The organism is Chamaesiphon sp. (assembly GCF_041738855.1).
GTDB lineage: Bacteria > Cyanobacteriota > Cyanobacteriia > Cyanobacteriales > Chamaesiphonaceae > Chamaesiphon.
In genome coordinates this window covers 30,744-48,386 of sequence record NZ_JBGSPA010000127.1, presented here as the reverse complement: position 1 = coordinate 48,386, position 17,643 = coordinate 30,744, and the positions used below count along the sequence as shown (strand labels likewise).

General features: G+C 47.3%; 15 protein-coding genes and 1 pseudogene. 4 read left to right on the top strand and 12 right to left on the bottom strand.

Translation table 11 applies throughout. From position 1 onward, the window contains the following. Nucleotides 1-261 (top strand): transposase (locus ACEW9I_RS11810; RefSeq protein ID WP_373540530.1); only part of this gene is annotated, 261 nt, incomplete at its 5' end. Nucleotides 262-374: 113 nt separating this feature from the next. Here the strand turns inward: ACEW9I_RS11810 and hemF are convergent. The 6 genes from hemF to ispG all read right to left on the bottom strand — a co-directional run bounded on the left by hemF (nucleotide 375) and on the right by ispG (nucleotide 6,914). Further along, entirely contained in the window at nucleotides 375-1,391 is a 1,017-nt protein-coding gene (gene hemF / locus ACEW9I_RS11805) for an oxygen-dependent coproporphyrinogen oxidase (protein WP_373540529.1), read from the bottom strand. Nucleotides 1,392-1,678: 287 nt separating this feature from the next. Continuing rightward, a complete protein-coding gene (locus ACEW9I_RS11800; protein WP_373540528.1) occupies nucleotides 1,679-2,080 on the bottom strand; it encodes a fasciclin domain-containing protein in 402 nt (133 codons plus the stop codon). A gap of 266 nt (nucleotides 2,081-2,346) precedes the next feature. Then, nucleotides 2,347-2,652 carry a DUF3082 domain-containing protein gene (locus tag ACEW9I_RS11795; RefSeq protein ID WP_373540527.1) on the bottom strand — a complete coding sequence of 102 codons (306 nt, stop codon included), beginning with the start codon at nucleotides 2,650-2,652 and terminating at the stop codon, nucleotides 2,347-2,349. Between the two features lie 261 nt (nucleotides 2,653-2,913). Continuing rightward, nucleotides 2,914-3,855: a 4-(cytidine 5'-diphospho)-2-C-methyl-D-erythritol kinase gene (gene ispE, locus ACEW9I_RS11790; protein ID WP_373540526.1), complete on the bottom strand. Its 942-nt coding sequence runs from the start codon at nucleotides 3,853-3,855 to the stop codon at nucleotides 2,914-2,916. Nucleotides 3,856-4,143: 288 nt separating this feature from the next. Next, nucleotides 4,144-5,433, bottom strand: a complete 1,290-nt coding sequence (gene ctpC, locus ACEW9I_RS11785) for a carboxyl-terminal processing protease CtpC (RefSeq protein ID WP_373540525.1) — start codon at nucleotides 5,431-5,433, stop codon at nucleotides 4,144-4,146. A gap of 257 nt (nucleotides 5,434-5,690) precedes the next feature. Beyond that, complete coding sequence (gene ispG / locus ACEW9I_RS11780) at nucleotides 5,691-6,914, bottom strand: (E)-4-hydroxy-3-methylbut-2-enyl-diphosphate synthase (protein WP_373540524.1); 1,224 nt, start codon at nucleotides 6,912-6,914, stop codon at nucleotides 5,691-5,693. Nucleotides 6,915-7,356: 442 nt separating this feature from the next. On the opposite strand from ispG, the gene ACEW9I_RS11775 reads away from it, so the two are divergent. Continuing rightward, the gene (locus ACEW9I_RS11775; RefSeq protein WP_373540523.1) at nucleotides 7,357-10,545 is read left to right on the top strand and encodes a patatin-like protein; all 3,189 of its coding nucleotides are present in this window, start codon (nucleotides 7,357-7,359) and stop codon (nucleotides 10,543-10,545) included. Between the two features lie 35 nt (nucleotides 10,546-10,580). Here the strand turns inward: ACEW9I_RS11775 and ACEW9I_RS11770 are convergent, their stop codons facing one another. From ACEW9I_RS11770 to pyrH, 4 genes are all read right to left on the bottom strand, one after another. Beyond that, entirely contained in the window at nucleotides 10,581-11,120 is a 540-nt protein-coding gene (locus tag ACEW9I_RS11770) for a GIY-YIG nuclease family protein (protein ID WP_373540522.1), read from the bottom strand. Nucleotides 11,121-11,264: 144 nt separating this feature from the next. After that, a complete protein-coding gene (locus tag ACEW9I_RS11765) occupies nucleotides 11,265-11,591 on the bottom strand; it encodes a hypothetical protein (protein ID WP_373540521.1) in 327 nt (108 codons plus the stop codon). A 173-nt stretch (nucleotides 11,592-11,764) separates the two neighbouring features. Beyond that, complete coding sequence (frr, locus tag ACEW9I_RS11760; protein ID WP_373540520.1) at nucleotides 11,765-12,313, bottom strand: ribosome recycling factor; 549 nt, start codon at nucleotides 12,311-12,313, stop codon at nucleotides 11,765-11,767. Then, nucleotides 12,300-13,028: a UMP kinase gene (pyrH, locus tag ACEW9I_RS11755; protein ID WP_373540519.1), complete on the bottom strand. Its 729-nt coding sequence runs from the start codon at nucleotides 13,026-13,028 to the stop codon at nucleotides 12,300-12,302. Before pyrH ends, frr begins: the two co-directional genes overlap by 14 nt. Nucleotides 13,029-13,265: 237 nt before the next feature. On the opposite strand from pyrH, the pseudogene ACEW9I_RS11750 reads away from it, so the two are divergent. After that, nucleotides 13,266-14,150 (top strand): annotated as a pseudogene (locus tag ACEW9I_RS11750) (AAA family ATPase); the annotation flags it as partial. 263 nt (nucleotides 14,151-14,413) lie between these two features. On the opposite strand, the gene ACEW9I_RS11745 reads toward ACEW9I_RS11750, so the two are convergent. Continuing rightward, on the bottom strand, nucleotides 14,414-15,193 hold the full coding sequence (locus ACEW9I_RS11745; protein WP_373540518.1) for an HAD family hydrolase: 780 nt from the start codon (nucleotides 15,191-15,193) through the stop codon (nucleotides 14,414-14,416). A gap of 114 nt (nucleotides 15,194-15,307) precedes the next feature. Between ACEW9I_RS11745 and ribD the strand changes: the two genes are divergently transcribed. Then, nucleotides 15,308-16,393, top strand: a complete 1,086-nt coding sequence (gene ribD / locus ACEW9I_RS11740) for a bifunctional diaminohydroxyphosphoribosylaminopyrimidine deaminase/5-amino-6-(5-phosphoribosylamino)uracil reductase RibD (RefSeq protein ID WP_373540517.1) — start codon at nucleotides 15,308-15,310, stop codon at nucleotides 16,391-16,393. 61 nt (nucleotides 16,394-16,454) lie between these two features. On the opposite strand, the gene ACEW9I_RS11735 is transcribed toward ribD, so the two are convergent. Further along, nucleotides 16,455-17,534 (bottom strand): PIN/TRAM domain-containing protein, encoded by a 1,080-nt coding sequence (locus tag ACEW9I_RS11735; RefSeq protein ID WP_373540516.1) that lies wholly within the window; start codon nucleotides 17,532-17,534, stop codon nucleotides 16,455-16,457. Between the last annotated feature and the right edge of the window lie 109 nt (nucleotides 17,535-17,643).

Below are 17,643 nucleotides of genomic sequence, written 5' to 3'. Positions count from 1 at the left end.
AAGCGGAGATTTAGTCTCGGACGCGTGATGACTAAACTGTCTCAAACTTCCGAGACGGCAATCTCAATTACTTTCTTGGTTATGAATCTTTCCATGCTGTTACGCCAGCTAATGAAGGATTTTTTTGGCTGTTTTCTTCCTCATTCTGTTTCCAGCAGTTTGAGATTAAAAATATTTATTCAATCTCCTTTTTCCTTAACTAAAGCCTATCTTTTTCGTTCATCTTTCACTCCATTGAGCTATCATTGTTGTCATGCGTAACTTATTCAGCAAGCCCTAACTAGGCGTTGCTGAATTTAAGAACTGTAGGGTGGGCAGTGCCCACCCTCTAGGTTTGAGCTGATTTCACTTTGAGATCGAGTGTCAATTTCTACTTATCCTTTCCAGTTTGCCCAATCCTGGGGCTTGAGAAAGGTATGATAAAGTTCGGCTTCAGGCGAATTGGGTTCGGGTTGGTAGCCGTATTCCCAGCGCACCAGGGGTGGTAACGACATCAGGATCGATTCGGTGCGTCCATTGGTTTGTAGCCCAAAAATCGTACCGCGATCGTAAACCAAATTAAATTCTACATAGCGTCCGCGCCGATATAACTGAAAATTGCGTTGATGTTCGCCATACTCAGTATCGCGTCTGCGCTCGACGATCGGGACATACGCAGGTAAAAAACTATTGGCACAGTCTTGGGAGATTGCAAATAACTCCTCCCAGGTGCGGGGTGCCGGAATACCAATCGAGTCGCTATGCTGCGCCGCTGCGCCCTGGGGGTCTGGACCACGATACAATGCCCCTTGTCCATCCTGATAGTCAAAGAAAATCCCGCCGACACCACGCGTCTCATTTCGATGCTTGAGATAAAAATACTCATCACACCACAATTTAAAAGTGGGATACAAATCTGGGCTGTGCTTGTCACAAGCAGATTTGAGCGTATTGTGCAGATGACTGGCATCTTCAGCAAATGGGTAGTAAGGAGTCAGATCCAAACCACCACCAAACCACCATACTGGGCCAGCTTCAAAGTAGCGATAATTTAGATGCACCGTCGGGATGTAGGGATTGCGCGGATGCAGTACCATCGAGGTACCTGTCGCAAACCACCGATGTCCAGCAGCATCGGGACGTTGACTCAAAATAGAGGGTGGTAAATGGTCGCCCCACACTTCCGAAAAGTTCACCCCACCTTGCTCAAATACATTACCTTCTTTCATCACCCGCGATCGACCGCCACCACCTTCAGGACGTTCCCAGCTTTCTTCCTGAAATTTACCACCACCATCAACTGCTTCTAAGCCCTGACAAATGCTATCTTGAAATTCCCGCATGAATTGAGTAATTCGGCTTTTAGCATCGGTGGGTGGTAGAAATTTAGTGTCGGTGGAGAAAGCTGTCATATACAGTGCGGAATTTTAATTAAGGTCAAACTGTCAACTGTCTGTCTTGTCTTGTTTCACTCAATCTGGAGGGAACCTCCACGATCCGCGAACCGCAACTGTCAACTGATTTAACAACCTAGCATATTCAGGCGATCGACTGTCGATCGTTGTTACGGGAAATATACAAATACGGGGTAGAGCGTCATCCGAAACCCACCAAAATCGTTAAAAGAATGAGGAAGTAATTTTTAAAAACTACTTCCTCATCCTTTTTGATTGGCGATCGATATTATTTCAGCATCATTCTATGCAGGAAGTAATACTGTATCGATAATGTGAATAACGCCATTGTCAGCAGCAACATCAGGAGTTACGACTGTAGAATCGTTAATCTTGACACCATTGGAAGCATCAATTTTAACTTCCGAACCTTCAACAGTTTTAGCTGAAGTTAATTTCACAACATCAGCCGCCATTACCTTGCCAGAAACGACATGATAGGTCAGGATTTTCGTGAGTTTAGGAATGTCTTTGAGCAGTGCTTCGATCGTACCAGCAGGTAGTTTGGCGAATGCTTCATCGGTGGGTGCAAAAACAGTAAAGGGACCTGCACCCTTGAGCGTATCTACTAGTCCAGCAGCTTGAACCGCAGCAACTAAGGTCGTAAAAGAACCTGCACTAACGGCAGTATCAACAATGTCAGCCATGTATTTACCTACTTAATTTTGTATGCACACTTATAACATAACGTACTTTCTAAACAAAAGGGGATTGGCAAGTCTAATTAATCAATTTGTCGCAATCGCGCGTATAAATGGCAACAGAATTAGTATGACTTTAACAAATAAACTTATTGCAAAGACTAATGTATAAAACATCACGTTATATTTGCAATTTCGCTCTTCAAAAATCTACCTTTAGATAGAGGTTTTAATATTTTGGGGTCGCTCATTCATCAATGCGATCCTAAAAGTTATGGATGAGGACTAGATTTCTGCTTACTAAATGTTACTTGAATCGCTAAAGCTACCAATCCGATCGCGATAATCCCAAATATCCCTGCACCCAATGCGGTCGAGCCTACGACCAGGGTTCTGACTGCCGCTGCGATATTGTTTGCCATCGTCGTCTTCTGGATCATCGGTTTGGTAGCAAAGGTCATCGCAATCTTGCTAGTCATCGCCGACAACGCGATCGACATTACACCCGCAATCAGCGCGCCTGTCAAGCACCGTAATGGAGTTGGGAGTGTGGTTTCGGGAGGGGTGGCTTGAGTCATATCGATGTTGAATGTTGGATGGATATCTAGAATTTACAGCATGAGGAGGCGATCGGATGCACATGTGGACTCACACTACATACTGGTGGGGTGTAAGTTATTCAATCCACACTCCTAAGCGGTTAGAAACCGCTCCTCGGAGTGGAAAGTCCGCCTGCGCGGACTAATTATGTCAGTCCGCGCAGGCGGACATCACGCAACACTAGTGACAAGTTGCGATCCGCACCGCCTTGGCGGTTGCTATGGTCAAATCGGTTCATACTAGATAACCCTGACACCACGATCGCACAATCGAGCGACAAATAGCTCTAAGTCTGGGTCGGTGATAGCAGCACGGACTTGATGGTAGAGGGCTTCGGCTTGCGCCTGGGAAGCTGCCAAACTAAATACTGTCGGCCCCGAGCCTGACATCATCGTCCCTAAATTTGGATGACGCTGGAATTCCGATCGCAATTGACTGACCAGTGGATAGCTGGGTAATACCACTTTTTCGAGATCGTTGTACAACAGCTTCCCAATTTTAACGGCATCTTGGGCGACGATCGCGCGGACGAGATCCCCAGAATGGATGCGATGCGATCGATCTGCCAAACTGGTCAATCCCGCCGCATACTCATGCTCGAATTCATGCCGATATGTAGTATAGGCCCACGGTGTGGATACCTCCAAGCTTTGATATTTGCCCAGCACCACATAGATGCCCTCTAAGCTCGGTAGGGGCGAGATGACGTCCCCTCGACCCGTCGCAATGGCAGTTCCACCCGAAATACAAAACGGCACGTCAGCACCCAATCTTGCCCCCAATGTTTGCAAGTCGCTCTGAGTCAGTCCCAGTTCCCACAGCAAATCGATCCCGACTAAGACAGCCGCAGCATTGCCCGAGCCGCCAGCCAATCCCGCCGCGATCGGGATATGTTTATGGAGGGTGATTTCGACACCACCATATTCGAGCATGGCAGCGGGGAATTCTTGCTGCATCAACTCAGCCGCACGATAAGCGAGATTGGTGCGATCGAGTGGGACTTTGGGGTGTCCGCAGTGCAGAACGATCTTGTCGGTAGTCAGGGATCTGATTTCGACTCGATCTGCCAGATCGATCGTCTGCATGACCATCACTAGCTCGTGATAGTTATCGGGTCTGATGCCGAGTATTTCCAGATGAAGATTGATTTTAGCTGGAGCAATGAGAGTATAAGATTTCATCAAACTCGATCGTTTATCGTGTACATCTCGATTCTTTGACTATCCTTAACTTAGATAAACATCGTTGAATATTCCTCATCTAGGCGATCGCCTACTCATCACAAATCGCCCCAACTGCGATCGCAGTTGGGGCGATTTTTCAATCATTGCCAGTGGTAAACCACAGATAGTATAGTGACTTAGTTACATAGCGATTGGTGAGTTTGCTAATCGCTGGGGTGAGCTGACAATCAGGATTGGTTGCTAGTTCACATGACAAATTTGCCAGATCCGTCGGTGAACTGTCAGCTACTTTTTTAGGGCTGAACTCCCATTTTTGGCGATCGCTACTTCCAATATTTGGAGTGCTTTTGCGTACTGCGGATCGGCTGCTGTTGCTACTTTCGTCCGATCTTTGACCAATGCTTGGATTTGAGGTTTGGTTAATTTGACTTCGATGTCTGGTTTGATCCCAGCACGATTGATGTCTTTACCATTTGGAGTTAAGTATTTGGCGATCGTTACTGCCATTCCCGCACCATCTGAGAGCGGACGTACGGACTGTACCAAACCTTTACCAAAAGTTTTCGCACCGACTAGTTGAGCGCGTTTGTTGTCCTGAAGGGCACCAGCTAAAATTTCGCTAGCACTTGCTGAGCCGCCATCGACGAGGATGACTAGCGGTTTTTTGCTGAGGGCGGTACGATTGGCGACACTGACATCGCCAGTACCTTGACGGTTGACTGTCGAAACAATTTTACCCTCGTCCAGCCACATCCGCGCGATGTCGATCGCGCCATACAGTAAGCCGCCAGGATTGGATCGCAAGTCGAGGATATAACCGTTGGCACCCTGGCTTTCGAGTTTCTGGATGGCTGCGCTCATTTCGGTGGCAGCGTTGGCACTAAACTGTTTGAGGCGGATGTAGCCGATTCCATTGAGTTCATTGGGACGGAATTTGGCTTCGACGGGGTGAATCTCGATTTGTTGGCGCAACAGGTTGAATTCTAGCGTCTGACGACCGTCGCGTTGGATGGTAAGTTTGACACTCGTGCCTTCCTTGCCTCTGATCCGTTGCACCGCTTGATTGACGTCCATGCCTGTGGTGCTTTTATCATCGATTTTGGTGATGATATCTTTGGACAAGATGCCAGCTTTGGAGGCTGAAGTATCTTCGATCGGGGCAATTACTTCAAGTTTTTTGGTCTTCTCATTCTGACTGAGCTGAATCCCGACACCGATGAGTTGACCGGAGGTTTCGACCTTGAGATCCTGAAATTCTTTAGGATCCATAAATCTGGTGTAGGGATCGCCCAGATTTTTGAGCATCAGTCGGATCGCTTTATGCGCTTCCGCCTGAGTCTTATAATTTTTTTGAACTACGAACTGTTTCCGGATCGCCCGCCAATCTTTCTGATTGAAAGTACCATCAACGTACTGTCGATCTACGATCTGCCACACTTCATCGATCGATTCCTTCGGACTATTCTTGAAGAATGCAACACCTTTGGGAAGATGAAGCCCCGCACCAGTAACTGCTACTGCTGTGAGTACTAATGCAGTGGCACCAATAACTAACCCGTGTTTTTCGCTCTTCATGATTTACGTCTAAAATTTAGCAGGAAAGGAGAGGTTGATGTGACGGAACAATCTTTAATTTAGCATAAATACTAAGTTGGCATGTGTGATGAATGAACTTATCGGATCGGATCTGTGCGATCGCATTAGGATTACCGCGATCGAGCAACGGTGCCAAGGCGATCGATTCCACATCAGTCGCCTGAGCAATTGCTATATAAATAGTATCCCCAACCTCGTTGGCATAGCCACGCCAAGAAGTAATCGATCGCTAGTAGTTATGCTGGCTCCATCCAGCGACCATCAGCTTTGATCAAGGCAATCAACTTAGTGACCCCATCAGCTTCAGGTACCCGCTCGATCTCATCGCGACCGCGATACAATGAGATATAGCCAGGTGTCTTGCCAACATAACCATAATCTGCATCAGCCATTTCGCCAGGGCCATTGACAATACAACCCATCACCGCAATATCCAACCCCACCAGGTGATTGGTTGCCGAGCGAACTTGGTGGAGGACTTCTTCGAGATTGAATAGTGTCCGACCGCAAGAAGGACACGCGACATACTCTACCATCGTCTTGCGGAGTCCTAGCGACTGGAGGATACTATAGCAGACCGGAATCTCTTTTTCGGGAGCTTCGGTGAGGGATACCCGTAATGTATCGCCAATCCCTTCAGCTAGGAGCGTTCCAATGCCAGCCGTAGATTTGATCCGTCCGTACTCGCCATCTCCAGCTTCTGTCACCCCTAAATGGATTGGATAATCCATCCCAGCGGCATCCATCCGTTGCGCCAGCAATCGATATGCCGCCAACATCACTGGGACGCGAGAAGCTTTCATCGAGATCACCAGATTGTGAAAGTCAAAAGATTGACAGATCCGGATACATTCGAGTGCGGACTCGACCATCCCTTCGGGTGTATCTCCGTAAGTAAATAACATCCGCTCTGCGAGAGAGCCATGATTGACCCCAATCCGCATCGCTTTATTTTGGTCGCGCAAGGAAATTACCAACGGTGCGAGCATGTCGCGGATATTGTCGCCGATTTCAGCAAATTCTGCTGCGGTGTATTCGGTGCGATCTGGTTTGGGTTTTTCAAATACATACAACCCAGGATTGATCCGCACTTTATCGACATGTTTGGCGACTTCGAGGGCGATTTTCATCCCATTGTGATGTACATCTGCCACGAGCGGGACGATCTGATAGGTGTCGATGAGTTTTTGTCTGATTTCCCCCAAAGCTTTGGCGTGTGCCATGCTGGGGACGGTCACGCGGACGATTTCACAGCCGATCTCATGGAGACGGCGAATTCCGGCTACGGCACCATCGATGTCCAGTGTATCTTCATTGATCATCGACTGAACGACAACTGGGTTGTTGCCACCGATCGTGATGCTGCCTACCGCCACAGGACGGGTCTTCCGGCGATGAATTGTGGTGTCTGTACCTAAGTTACTATAAGCGGACTGAGTGGGTGCTGGCAGGGTCTGCATATACAAATAACCTTGAGGATTTGGCTGCAATTATCTCCCCTTTAGCTTGCCACAACTTGGGCATCTGGGGTAGAGGGATTAGGCTTTAGGCTTTAGGTTTTAGGCTAATACCTAACACCTAACACCTAGTTTGTCTCTGAGTAGGGAGGATATCAAAGCTATTGTAATACGATCGATAGTGTCGAAATTTCTGAAAATCAGCCAGTTACCAGCCCGATCGCTCAGTCCATCCACTACTAATTGCTACATAGCTGTTAAAATGTGAACATCATTGCCGTTGCGGAGAGCGATCGCGATCTTCACAATATCCTGTAAGTTGCTCAAGTCGGCACGATCGGCTGTTTGCTTGCCCGAGCGATCCACTGGTTATCAGCTAGACCAAATTGGATTTATACTCACCTTTGCCCCGTTTCCGCCTAATTGTTGCTTGTCACCTGCAATCATGTCTAATCAGCGTAGCGATTACCCTCCAAAATTTTTGCGTGAAATGCAGTTGGGGCTGGTAGTTCATGGCGGCGTATCCTTGGCGATCTACACTCATGGGATCTGCCAAGAATTTTATCATGCCGTGCGCGGTCGGGGGATTTATAAGTTGGTCAAGGCATTGGTAGATGCCGACTTGGTTGTGGATTTAGTTTCTGGCAGCTCGGCGGGTGGTGTCAATGGCATCTTGTTGAGTTATACGATCGCCAATAGCAACGAGCGTGAAACGATCGACTACAGTGCGTTTGCCAGAATTTGGCGCAATAGTGGCGATCTGCTCAAGCTCCTCCAGAAACCCAATTTATTTAAATCTCCAGCGACAGGAGCGAGGATCCGTGGGGACAGTTTTTATCAACGGGAGTTACTCGCTACCCTAATTGGCGCGTGCGAGCACAAACTCCCGCGTTCGTCACAAGAGTGGTTTTCTCCGACCAAGGAATTAGATCTGGCGATCGCTGGCACTGATTATCTCGGCAAGATCGATCGGACATTCCCAGAAAATCGGCTCAATCTCAAATCCAAGAATCATCGCGCGCTCTTCCGGCTCAAGCATCGTCAAGGACGCAAAGAACCATTCAATCCGCATTACAGCGATCCAGAGTTGCCCCGAACACCCAACGATACCTATCAAGCATTGGTGAAGTTGTGTCAGATTACGGCTGGGACTCCAGGCATTTTTCCATTGGTGGCAGTTGATATCCAGGATCGCTTGAATTTTGTCGATCGACAGTTGGTGACTTGGGGCAAATTGACGCGGAATTACGCGCTAGATCTACCGACACGGGACGATAAATTGTATTTTCTCGATGGTGGGTTGCTCGACAATACACCGTTGACTTGCCTGATGAAGGAAGCATACTACCGATTACCCGATCGGCAGGGACGGCGCAAATTATTTTATGTCGATCCCAATCCCGAATTTTTGAATGACAGGCTGCAATCGAGTGATAAAAAACAGTCGCGGCGGGAGCAAATCTTGCAAGCAGCAGCATTATCGATGCCAATCCAACAAAGTATCACCAACGATCTACGGACGATCCACGAACACAACCACAAAGTGCGACGATATCAAACACTGATCGATCGAGCCGAAGTCGGTATTGACTCTGAGCAACTACTAGCCAGTGGCGATCGCACTCAGTCCCAAATTTATTTACGAGGTAGATTGTTCGATTTTCGAGATCGCAATTTACCACTGTTATTTCATGCCGATCTCGGCTCTCAAAATACTCAATATTCGTTCATCCTTGATAAGATCGATCGGATTCTCAATAGTAAGTTTACTGGTAGTCAAGATCGCCAACATTACTATAAATTGCTCGATCGATTTGAGTCACAAATTATTGACTTGGATGTTGAGTATAGTATGCGTCAACATTTTTATTTAATTGAAAGAATCAAAGATTTTATCGCTAGAGATCGGGATCGGGAGTCACAGCAATATCTCCAGTATTTATCAAACCAATTGAGTTGCAATATTAAATTATTAGAAGTAGTTAAAGCTAGCTTGGAGTTATTGCTGAGCGATCGCTCTGTTAGTAATTATTTTTACTATCTCATCAATCAAGAGTCGAACGATCGACGGTTGCGTGCATTAGTATACGAATTAATATTTCGGCTGCACAGATTTTTATTAGATGGAACTAGATTTCACGCATTTGTACCACCCGATCTAGCTGGCTCAAATTTTGAAACTATTCCAGTGTACTTTTGGCTAGATTTACCAGAATTAGCAGCTACAAGTGATTTTCGTGGCGATTGGCACCAAGACCGCTGGCTGTCACAGACTCGGATTTCTGGTGTCTTTGCACAACTCAAGCAGCGAATTGCGGAGCTACAGCAAAGTACCGATCTCCGATTGTTGATTTGGACAGATCGACGGCTAGAAGATGATAAAAGTCAGAATCAAAGTTTTCCTAGTATCCTCAAGCAGATTGGATTGGCAGCAGAAGTGAAGATCGAGCGATTGGGTGGTAAATATAGTGCTCAACTGCTCAAGTATTGGCACACTTTTGAGTATGTAGATCGAGAGTTGTATCCATTTGAGTATCTGACTAGTTTGAGTGAAAAGGAAATAATCAATCCGCTATGTATCAGTCCCGACAATGCTCAACTCGGGATCGGTAGTGGCAAAAATACTCAAGTAAAATTAGGCGGAGATAAACTCTATAACCTCGGCGGTTTTTTTAAAAAATCATGGAGAGCAAACGATCTACTATGGGGACGGCTGGATGGACTAAATCGGATCTTGGAGGGAGTTATCACACCTAGATCGGTCACTGCTTTTGCTGATTTTGTCGCTAGAGAAATGAACCGTCTAAATTGCAGTCAATCCCAATACATAGATTGGTTGATTACTGAATCAGTGCCGCATTTGACTGGCACCGAACGTCAACAGATCGGTAAACATCTCACCTATTTAGCTCAGCCTGGATTGCAGATCGATCGGACCGAACTTCGCAAGATTCTGGCAGATCTCGTATTGGCTGGACATCGAGAAATCTTAACTACCGATGTTCACTCAGTAATTGAAGGTAGAGATGAACAACTAGGTTGGTGGCAAGTGCATAGAGATGGTCGAGCATTAGCTGACAATCGGGGATCGAATACCCACGATCCGGCAACATTACTAACACCAAATCCTAACACGATCGGGAGAATTGTCCATCATTCATTGACCAATTTAGCCGCACAACAGCAGCATTTTTTTCGCAATCAATATCGAATTGGTGTTGATAAGCTGTGGGAAAACATGCCGTTAGTAACATTGATTATTTTGTGTACTAAAATCGTGCTGATCTTGCGTAATTTATTAGTCAAAGTTTTTGGTACATCTGCCCCCACTCAGTCAATTCGTCATCCGCTTTACCACTGGCTCGATGGTAATCTCCAGTCGATTTATTGGTGGCTTCAGGGTGGGAGCATTAAATTGGGTAGCGTTCATAGAAGACCGCGAATTATTTTACTACAACTATTAGGAATTGCTACGGCAATTGGCGGGATAGTTTTAGCCCTGATTTTATCGCCGCTATGGTTATTATTATCCTTGCCAGGTGCGATCGCTTGCTGGTTTTTACAAACTTTCCGCCTGAAACGCTTGACTAGCAGTCGGAATAGTTCGTTTCTACCACAGTCGCGGGAAGGTTAGGTTTTAGGTTTTAGGCAAAAGCTGTCGTCGAGCTGTTATTTTAAGTCCAGTAATCCTTGCTCTTTGAGCTTGGGATTGAAGCGAATTTCGGTTTTGACACCGCGCTGTTGGAGTTTAGTTAAAATGGTATCTTCAACGCGTCTGGCGACTTGTTTGAGCAGTTTGATTTGAGCCGTACCATCGAGATCGGCGAAGCTGTTGCTTTCAGCGATGGTCATGGCATAATTGGTAGCGATCGGATCTAACCACGCAGCATGAGCTTCACCATTGCCAATAGGCATCGTCCCATTCTCGGCAATCCACGCTGACTGCACACTCTCTAGAAAAGTGCGATTGGGACGATCGATCGTGGTAGCCTTGACCCAATCACAATATTCGGGTTGTCTGACTAGATGCTGCTTGAGACTTAGATATATGTCGCGTGAATAGCCCACAAATTGCAGGATGTGAGCTTTGTCAAAAATCGCATAGATCCCAATTTTACTTTGGAGTATTTCAGGCAATTCGCCCGCTGCATCAATATATGGCAGGAATTCCAAGCTACCTAAACTCGGAATATCGGTAGTCGATGACATAGTTATTAAATTTTAGATTTGACAATACAATTAAATTCGGAGATTTTAGCTTCGATCGTCTAATTAAAAATTATTTAAGGTTAATTATCGATCTAGGATGTGCTCTTACACCTAAAGCCTGCTTGGTGCGCTAAAATCTAATGCCTAATCCCTGATTTTCTGGTAAATAGCACAGAGCCGACTCGGCTGAAAAATCTTGGCAGCAAACATAAAATTGGGTGGTACGTTGATAATTAGATACGCTGGTGACTGATGATATTGTTCGAGATCGGCAGGCATTCCTTTGGGCGTACCAGGACTGTAAGGTACTGGTTGAAATAATATTTCAGTGAACGTTACCGATTGACAATTTGCCTGTTCTGCTACTTGTTGCAGAAATTTTTCACCAGTTAATAGGTTGAATAATACTGCTTGGACTTGAGGATCTAGTGTAAAATCACCGTCAAAATTTTCAATTACTTTTATTTTCATCAGCAATTGGTAAGGGATCTGGACATTGCACAGTTACATAAATATAGGGTGGGCAATGCCCACCATTCTATCGAGATGCGATCGTGTTAGGGATTTTTGAACAGCTTGATTAATAGTTTATGCTCGATCGATAGCGGTGAAAATCGACAGTCGATTTCAATTTTTAGACAACACTAGACTGTCATAATATCCTTCTCTTTCTCAGCTAGTACCTGCTCTACTTTAGCCCCATATTTGTCAGTTAGCTTTTGAATTTTATCTTGAAAATCCTTTGAGTCGTCTTCAGAGATTTCGCTAGATTTTTCCTGTTTTTTGACAAAATCGATCGCATCACGGCGGATGTTCCGAATTGAAATTTTACCTTCTTCGGCATACTTACCCGCTTGTTTGACAAATTCTTTGCGACGTTCGCCAGTTAATGGGGGAATATTTAACCGAATGGTCGAGCCGTCATTGTTGGGAGTCAAGCCAATATCTGAGAGCGAGATCGCTTTCTCGATCGTACTCATACTACTGCGATCGAACGGTTGAATTGTAATCGTGGTGGAATCGGGCGTGCCGATATTTGCTAACGATTTTAAGGGAGTGGGCGTACCATAATAATCGATCGTAATCCGATCGAGCAAACTCGTACTCGCACGTCCAGTGCGAATTGTATTGAACGAGCGGCTAACAGACTCAACCGCTTTTTGCATATGACCTTCGACTTCAGCAAATTTCACAAGAAACTCCTATAAATGTACCGATTGTTTCACCCGCTATCACCCGCTGAATATTACCCCGCTCAAATAAATTGAAGACGATAATGGGAATATTATTCTCGCGACACATGGCAATTGCCGTACTATCCATCACCCGTAAGTCCTGGTTGAGTACGTGACTGAAGGTGAGACTTTGAAACCGTTTCGCATCAGGATTGGTCTGGGGATCGGAATCATAGACACCATCAACTTTGGTAGCCTTAAAAATCACATTAGCATCGATCTCGGCGGCTCGCAGCGCGGCAGCAGTATCGGTGGTAAAGAACGGGTTCCCAGAACCCGCCCCAAATACCACTACCCGACCTTTTTCGAGGTGACGGATGGCGCGACGACGGATATAAGGCTCGGCGACTTCCTGCATGGCAATAGCGGTTTGGACCCTGGTGGGTACTCCTTTCTGTTCTAGCGCATCTTGCAGGGTAATTGCATTCATCACTGTGGCAATCATGCCTACGTAGTCAGCCGTCGCTCGATCCATCCCTTTGGCTGAGGCTTTGACTCCCCGAAAAATATTCCCCCCACCGACGACGATGGCAACTTGGACGCCACTAGCGACGACTTCGGCTACTTCTTGGGCGATAGCTTGGACGATTGTCGGATCGATGCCATAACCAAGATCGCCCATTAGGGCTTCCCCACTCAACTTGAGCAATACCCGTTGGTAAGTAGTCCCCATGATTATTTAGCTTCTCAACTCAAATTTTCTCCCACTTACAATAACAGGAAATGGCGATCGGTGGTGAATGGTGGATGGTGGATGGTGAATAGTGGATGGTGAATAGTGGATGGTGTATGGCGATCGAGTTTTGGAATATCCCTACGGCTCATTGCACGTTAAAATCTAGTCACTTGCGAAGATTGCTGAATGGTCCTCGTTGCCGCTTCCTGCGCCCAAATCTCAACTCCCAACTCTATGGATTATTATATTGCTCCTGCTTTTCTGGATAAATTAGCCGTACATATCACCAAGAATTTTCTCGATCTCCCTGGGGTAAAAGTACCGCTGATTTTGGGCATACATGGGCGTAAAGGCGAGGGGAAAACTTTCCAATGCGAATTGGTATTCGATCGGATGAAGGTCGAAGCCATCCATATTTCGGCGGGAGAGCTAGAGAGTCCCGATGCAGGTGACTCGGCGCGATTGATTCGGTTGCGGTATCGCGAAGCTGCCGAAATCATCAAAGTGCGAGGGCGGATGGCGGTATTGGTCATCAATGATATCGATGCTGGGGCGGGGAGATTCGACCAGGGGACGCAGTATACGGTCAATACGCAGTTGGTCAATGCGACACTGATGAATATTGCGGACAATCCCACTAATGTGCAGCTACCTGGGAGTTATGATTCGACGCCATTGCCGCGAATTCCGATTATTTTGACAGGGAACGATCTCTCGACACTTTACGCACCACTGGTACGCGACGGTAGGATGGAAAAGTTTTATTGGGTGCCTACTCGCGATGACAAAATTGGCATTGTCAGTGGTGTATTTGCACCAGATCGGATTTCTCAACGCGAAATTATTGCGTTAGTCGATCGATTTCCCGAGCAAGCGGTGGATTTTTTTGCAGCGATGCGGGCGCGGATTTATGACGAGCAGATTAGAGACTTTATCCATCAAGTTGGGTTGGACAGACTCTCGATCGAAATTGTCAATCCTGCTAGTGGGATTAAACCAACTTTCCCCAAACCATCGGTCACGATCGCGCGACTGGTTGAGTTTGGTAATCTATTGGTTCAGGAGCAAAAAGCCGTTGCCGACAGCCGACTAGTCGAAGAATACAATCGTGTCCGTTATAGTGGTGCGTCTAAATCTTTCTAAGTAACCCAAGTTGCTACCCAGATCGTGCCTGCGACTTGTCTTGTTGCGCTTTTTACGTCGGGAGACCCGACGAGCGCGCACCGCAAAGTCGCGGCTCATGTTGCCAAGTCCGCCTTCTCGGACTGAATATAGTAGTCAGCGAAGACGGACTTCGCATTCCGTTAGCGTCTGCCTTGCAGAGGAGTGGTTTCAACCACTTTGAGCGTAGGTAGCAACTGAGATTAAGTGGGTGTCGCTCGTCAACATGTTTGCAGCGACCCAACGCTGACCAAGTGATGTGCTGCACATAGCAAATCTGTCTTAATCAGTGTCGGCTGGAGCTGAATGAGTTGTGAGTTGCTTCTGATGCCACAGGTGAGCGCGATTGTCGAAATGCCCATCGCTCTGCCAGCCAAAACATCCGCCTCGGTATCACCAACGATCCAACTTCGATCCAAATTTAGGGGCGTGACTTGATGCTCGCGCATGGCTTGGGCGAGTAGTTGGGTTTTGATTTCGGCATAGTTTTGATACGCGGCTTGCCGATTGGCAGTACCATAGATACCTGTGAATAGTTGCCTAAGTCCATGTTGTTCCAACATCGCGATCGCTTCATCGCGATCGCGCAAGGTGACCAAAATCAACTTGTGCCCTTGTGATTTCAATAATCCCAGTGCCCAAGTAACTCCAGGTTGGATTTTGTCATGGTGGAGTAAGTCGGCACGGTTGACAATTTCGACAACACGCTGTCGGAAAAAATCGATTTGGTCGTGCTCCAATCCCGATTGACTGGCGATGTCTCGATCGGAAGTCCGATTTTGTTTGAGCTGCCAAAATTGGGGCTTGGTCAGAATGGTGAGTGGTAGTTGCAGCTCAGTTTGTGTGCGTCGTGGGGTTAACAATTGGCGATAATATGTCGCAGTATCTGTCAATGCCTGATGGTAGGTACTGTAGTAGCGATCGGATACATCGACGATCGGACCATCGAAGTCGCAAAATACGTTAATTGGCTTGGACAAGCTGCGGGGGAAACCTGTCATAGGGTTTATACTACCAGAAGGAGCGATAACGCAATATTTCTTAACAATAACAGGTTCTCGATAAGTTGTCATTGGTGTTATCTCGGAGGAGCAATTGGTAAAATTTAGAGCGGTATGAAAGTTACAGAATTCGATCGGCAGATGATGCGCCGCTGTATCGAGCTGGCTAAACGAGCGTGGGGGCAGACAGCCCCCAACCCGCTAGTCGGTGCCATAATCGTCCAAGCTGGTGAAGTTGTCGGCGAAGGTTTTCACCCTGGTGCCGGAGAACCTCATGCGGAGGTATTTGCACTGCGGGAGGCAGGAGATCGGGCTGCTGGGGCGACGATCTATGTCAGTCTGGAACCGTGCAATCATTACGGCAGGACGCCCCCGTGTGCGGCGGCTTTGGTAGCTGCGGGAGTTGGTAAGGTCGTAGTCGGGATGGTAGACCCCAATCCGCTCGTTGCTGGTGGGGGAATTGCCACTCTAGAGCAAGCGGGAATTGAGGTAGTCGTGGGAGTAGAGACAGCCGCCTGCAACGAACTCAATGAAGGCTTCGTGCAGCGGATCGTCCATCATCGTCCGCTGGGTATTTTGAAATATGCGATGACTCTCGATGGCAAAATCGCCACCGATAACGGGCATAGTACGTGGGTAAGTAGCGAACCTTCTCGTCAATACGTCCACCACCTCCGCGCGGGGTGTGATGCGGTGGTTATTGGCGGTAATACTTTGCGGCGGGACAATCCGCTGCTGACTAGTCATGCTCTAGATGCACCCAATCCGCTCCGAGTAGTGATGACGCGGCAGTTGGATGTACCGACAGACGCGATTTTGTGGGATACTAGCGTCGCGCCAACATTGATAGTGACACAGCGCGGGGCAAATCCAGAGCTAATGGCGCAATTGCGCGATCGCGGCGTTCAGGTATTAGAATTGGACGCGCTCAAACCCGCGCTGGTGATGCAGCATCTCTACGATCGCGGTCATCTGTCAGTACTATGGGAATGTGGCGGTACCCTAGCAGCAGAAGCGATCGCTGATGGCGTGATTCAGAAGGTACTAGCTTTCATTGCCCCGAAAATTGTCGGTGGGATTGCCGCACCTTCACCCGTTGGGGATCTGAGCATTCGATCGATGTCGGACGCGATGGTGTTGGAACGCGTATCTTACCAACAAATCGGCACAGATATTTTGGTTCAAGGATATATCAGCTAAGTCGAGCCGAGCGTAATTTTGGGATGGTTGGGTTTCGCTTTGCTCTACCCAACCTACTCATTTACGCCATCATTGAGGCGTAAGGCTTGGCGAAAATCATGCGTCCGGCGGAGGTTTGGAGAGCGGAGGTGACGATGATGCGGAGTCCACCACCGACATATTTGCGACCTTCTTCGACGACTACCATCGTGCCATCATCGAGATAGCCGATCCCTTGAGCGGCTTCTTTACCATCTTTGATAATTTTGATTTCGAGACAGTCGCCAGGAAGATAGATCGGACGTACAGCTTGAGCGAGATCGTTGACATTTAAGACCGAAACTTCTTGGAGATTGGCAACCTTACTCAAGTTATAATCATTGGTGAGCAAGGTGGCATGAATTTCACTGGCAAAGTGGACTAATTTGGCATCGACAGTGGTGATATCTTGATAATCGATCGGGTGAATGATAATCCGATCGGGAAACCCATCTTTCATCCGATTGAGAATATCCAAACCTCTGCGTCCGCGAATCCGCTTCATATCGTTGGCGGCATCTGCGAGTGTCTGCAACTCTTGAATCACAAACTGAGGGACTAAAATCTGTCCTTCGACGAACCCTGTTTGTAATAATTCTTCAATCCGCCCATCGATGATACAACTAGTATCGATGACCTTGGGGGCGATCGCTTTGAGCGTTCCTTCCGCCACCAACATCGTTTCGACGCTTTGAGGGTTAATCAAGCGCAAGAAGGCACCCCCATGAGTATCGGCGAGAGTGACACCTAAGTAGCAAAACATCACACTTCCCAGGATTGCTAGTAGGGGCTTGAGGAATGAAAACTCTGGGGCGATCGGCAACAGGAAGACTGGGGCGAGCATCAGATTGGCAATCAGCAGCCCCAGCACCAAGCCAACGGCTCTAGTCAGGAGGACATCTACAGGTAGCTCTCGTACCTGCCCCTCCAAGCGGCGATAAGCCGTCTTGACAATCAATCCGAAAACCCCACCAAATAACGCGGCAAACCCTGCCGAGACAATCCGTAATCCCTCCTGATTGGTGACTTGTGCCAACATCTCGCTGGGTAATATATCCACGATATCGTAGCCAATTCCCGCCGCTGCGAGGATTAGTAGTAGGATAATTGTAAAGTCGAGCATGGGTACGCTTCCGATCGAGTATGGGTAGATCTCTATTTCTTCATTATATCCGGTGCCGTTCGGTTATTTAGCAGCGATCTCCGAACATGCTTTCTTCCCAGTGGAAGTT